The sequence below is a fragment of the uncultured Mycobacterium sp. genome, from assembly GCF_964249325.1.
GTDB lineage: Bacteria > Actinomycetota > Actinomycetes > Mycobacteriales > Mycobacteriaceae > Mycobacterium.
Genome location: NZ_CAXUCH010000282.1, coordinates 1 through 3,761 on the forward strand (window position 1 = coordinate 1; position 3,761 = coordinate 3,761).

General features: G+C 69.0%; 1 protein-coding gene and 1 pseudogene (1 of these 2 running past the window's edge). Both read left to right on the forward strand.

Features of this window, described 5'->3' with window-relative positions; all coding sequences use genetic code 11:
* Positions 1 to 980: arabinofuranosyltransferase (locus ACFE99_RS22605; RefSeq protein WP_375488760.1), on the forward strand; the 980-nt coding region annotated here is incomplete at its 5' end.
* Positions 980 to 3,761, forward strand: a pseudogene (locus ACFE99_RS22610) (arabinosyltransferase domain-containing protein) (it continues 526 nt past the right edge of the window). The gene ACFE99_RS22605 and the pseudogene ACFE99_RS22610, both read left to right, overlap by 1 nt.

The following is a 3,761-nucleotide window of genomic DNA, read 5'->3' on the forward strand; positions in this document are numbered from 1 at the left end:
CGTGGACACCGTTTCTGCTGCGGGCATCCCGTGACGCGGTCAGCAACACCGGCAGCGCCTGGCACTACCTGCCCGCCGACGGCGCCGAGCTGACCTTCCCGATGCTGCAGTTCACGTTGCTCGGCGCGCTGTGCATGCTCGGCACGCTGTGGCTGCTGGTCAGGATGCGGACATCGGTGCGGGCGGCCGGGCTGGCGATCGGGGTGCTCGCCGTCTACCTGTGGTCGCTGCTGTCGATGCTGACCACGCTGGCAAAAACCACGCTGCTGTCGTTCCGGCTGCAGCCGACGCTGACCGTGCTGCTGGCCACGGCCGGCACCTTCGGTTTCATCGAGGTCACGCACGCCCTGGTTAGACGTGGGCGCGATCGCGCCTGGGGCCGCAGCGTGGTCCCCGTGGCCACTGCGATCGGGTTGGTCGGCGCGATCGGATTCAGCCAGAACATCCCCGAGGTGCTGCGATCGGATCTCGCAGTCGCCTACACCGACACCGACGGCTACGGCCACCGCGGCGACAGCCGCCCACCCGGTGCCGAGAAGTACTACCCGGCCATCGACGCGGTGATCACCCAGACCACAGGCCAGCCGCGCGACCAAACCGTGGTGCTGACAGCCGACTACAGCTTCCTGTCCTACTACCCCTACTGGGGCTTTCAGGGGCTGACGTCGCACTACGCCAACCCGCTGGCGCAGTTCGACAGGCGCGCCGCTGCCATCAAGAGCTGGTCCAAGCTCAAAAGCGCCGAGCAGTTCATCCACGCGCTCGACACACTGCCCTGGGCGCCGCCCACGGTGTTCTTGATGCGTCGCGGCGCCAACGACACCTACACGCTGCGGCTGGCCGAGGACGTCTACCCCAACCAGCCCAACGTCCGCCGCTACACCGTCGACCTCAAAGCCGCCCTGTTCGCCGACCCCCGGTTCGCCGTCACCAGCGTCGGCCCGTTCGTGCTGGCCATCCGCCAGGAGCCCAGCCGCTGATGGCAACGGAATCGACACAGGTCGGGCCACTACCATCTAGCTCCGTGACCGTCACGGGCGCGAACTACCGGACCACCCGGGAAGACGCAACCACCCGGGTCGGCCGGAGCACCCGAAACTTCCGGGCGGCCCGGCTGGTCGCCGTCGTCGCCGGCCTGCTCGGAGCGGGCCTGGCGATCCTGACCCCGTTCTTGCCGGTCAAACAGACCACCGCCCAGCTGAACTGGCCGCAAAACGGGGTGTTCCACAGCGTCGAGGCGCCGCTGATCGGCTACGTCGCCACGGATCTGAACATCACCGTCCCGTGCCAGGCCGCCGCCGGGCTGGCCGGCAGCAAGACGGTGTTGCTGTCCACGGTGCCCAAGCAAGCGCCCAAGGCCGTCGACCGCGGACTGCTCATCGAACGCGCCAACGACGACCTGGTTGTGGTCGTGCGTAACACCCCGGTGGTGGTGGCGCCGCTCAGCGAGGTCCTCGGCCCGGCCTGCCAGCGGCTGACCTTCACCGCCCACGCCGACAAGGTCACCGGCGAATTCGTCGGGCTACGACAAGGCCCGCACGCCGATCACCCGGGCACACCGCTGCGCGGCGAGCGGGGCGGTTACGACTTCCGGCCGCAAATCGTCGGCGTCTTCACCGACCTGTCCGGGCCGGCGCCGCCGGGCCTGCAGCTGTCGGCGACCATCGACACCCGCTACAGCAGCGCCCCCACGCCGCTCAAGATGGCCGCGATGATCCTCGGGGTGGCGCTGACCTTCACCGCGCTGGTCGCGCTGCACATCCTCGACCGCGCCGACGGGATCAGGCACCGCCGCTTCCTGCCCGCCCGATGGTGGTCGGTCAGCGGCCTGGACGTGCTGGTCACGGCGGTGCTGGTGTGGTGGCAAGTCGTCGGCGCCAACACCGCCGACGACGGCTACATCCTGACCATGGCCCGGGTGTCCGAACACGCCGGCTACATGGCGAACTACTACCGCTGGTTCGGCACCCCGGAGGCGCCGTTCGGCTGGTACTACGACCTGCTGGCGCTGTGGGCGCACGTCACCACGGCCAGCATCTGGATGCGGCTGCCGACCCTGCTGATGGCGCTCACGTGCTGGTGGGTGATCAGCCGGGAAGTGATCCCGAGGCTGGGCCACGCGGTCAAGCAGAGCCGCGCCGCGGCGTGGACGGCGGCGGGCATGTTCCTGGCGTTCTGGCTGCCGCTGAACAACGGGTTGCGGCCCGAGCCGATCATCGCGCTGGGCATCCTGTTGACCTGGTGTTCGGTCGAGCGGGCGGTAGCCACCAGCCGGCTGCTGCCGGTCGCGATCGCCTGCATCCTCGGCGCGCTGACCCTGTTCTCCGGCCCCACCGGGATCGCCTCGATCGGGGCGCTGCTGGTGGCGATCGGGCCGCTGCGCACAATCCTGCACCGCCGTACCAAACAGTTCGGGCTGTTGCCGCTGATGGCTCCGATCCTGGCCGCGGTCACCGTGACGACGATCCTGATCTTCCGGGACCAGACCTTCGCCGGCGAGCTGCAGGCCAACATGCTCAAGCGTGCGGTCGGGCCCAGCTTGAGCTGGTTCGACGAGCACATCCGCTACGAGCGGCTGTTCATGGCCAGCCCGGACGGGTCGGTGGCCCGCCGCTTCGCCGTACTGGCGTTGCTCGTCGCGCTCGCGGTGTCGGTGGCAATGGCGTTGCGCAAGGGCAGAATTCCCGGCACTGCGGCCGGGCCCAGCCGGCGCATCGTCGGCATCACGATCATCTCGTTCATCGCGATGATGTTCACGCCGACCAAGTGGACGCACCACTTCGGGGTGTTCGCCGGGCTGGCCGGTTCGCTGGGCGCGCTGGCCGCTGTCGCGGTGACGGCCACGGCGATGCGCTCGCGACGCAACCGCACCATGTTCGCCGCTCTGGTGCTGTTCGTGATGGCGCTGTCGTTCGCCAGCGTCAACGGCTGGTGGTATGTCTCGAATTTCGGTGTGCCGTGGTCGAATGCGTTCCCGGAGTGGAAGTTCGGCTTCACCACCGCGCTGCTTGGGCTGACGGTGCTGGTGCTGTTGGTGGCGGCGTGGTTCCACTTCGTCAACAACGGCTCCGGCGGTGAACCCCGTTCGCGGTTCGCTCGAATCACCCAGTCCCCGTTGGGTATTGCCGCGTGGCTGCTGGTCTTCTTCGAGGTGACGTCGCTGACGCTGGGGATGACCGAGCAGTACCCGGCCTGGTCGGTGGGCCGCTCCAACCTGCAGGCTCTGACGGGCAGAACCTGCGGGCTGGCCAACGACGTGCTCGTCGAACAAGATCCCAATGCCGGCATGCTGCGCCCGATCGGGATGCCGGTGAAAGACGCGCTCGGCGGGGGCTACGCCGAAGGCTTCGACCCCAACGGCATCCCCGCCGACGTCTCCGCCGACCCGGTGATGGAACGCCCCGGCGACCGCAGTTTCTTGAACGACGACGGGTTGATCACCAGCAGCGAGGCCGGTACCGAAGGCGGTACCACGGCCGCGCCGGGGATCAACGGGTCCCGCGCCCGGCTGCCCTACAACCTGGACCCGGCCCGCACACCGGTGTTCGGCAGCTGGCGATCCGGTGTGCAAGTCCCTGCGGTGCTGCGCTCGGCGTGGTACCGGCTGCCGTCCCGCGACCAGGCCGGGCTGCTGCTGGTGGTTTCGGCGGCCGGCCGGTTCGATCCTGGCGAGGTGAAGCTGGAATGGGCCGACGACAAAGGCGCCGCCGCTGAGAAGCCCGGCGGTACTGTGAATTTCGTCGACGTGGGGGCGGCGCCGG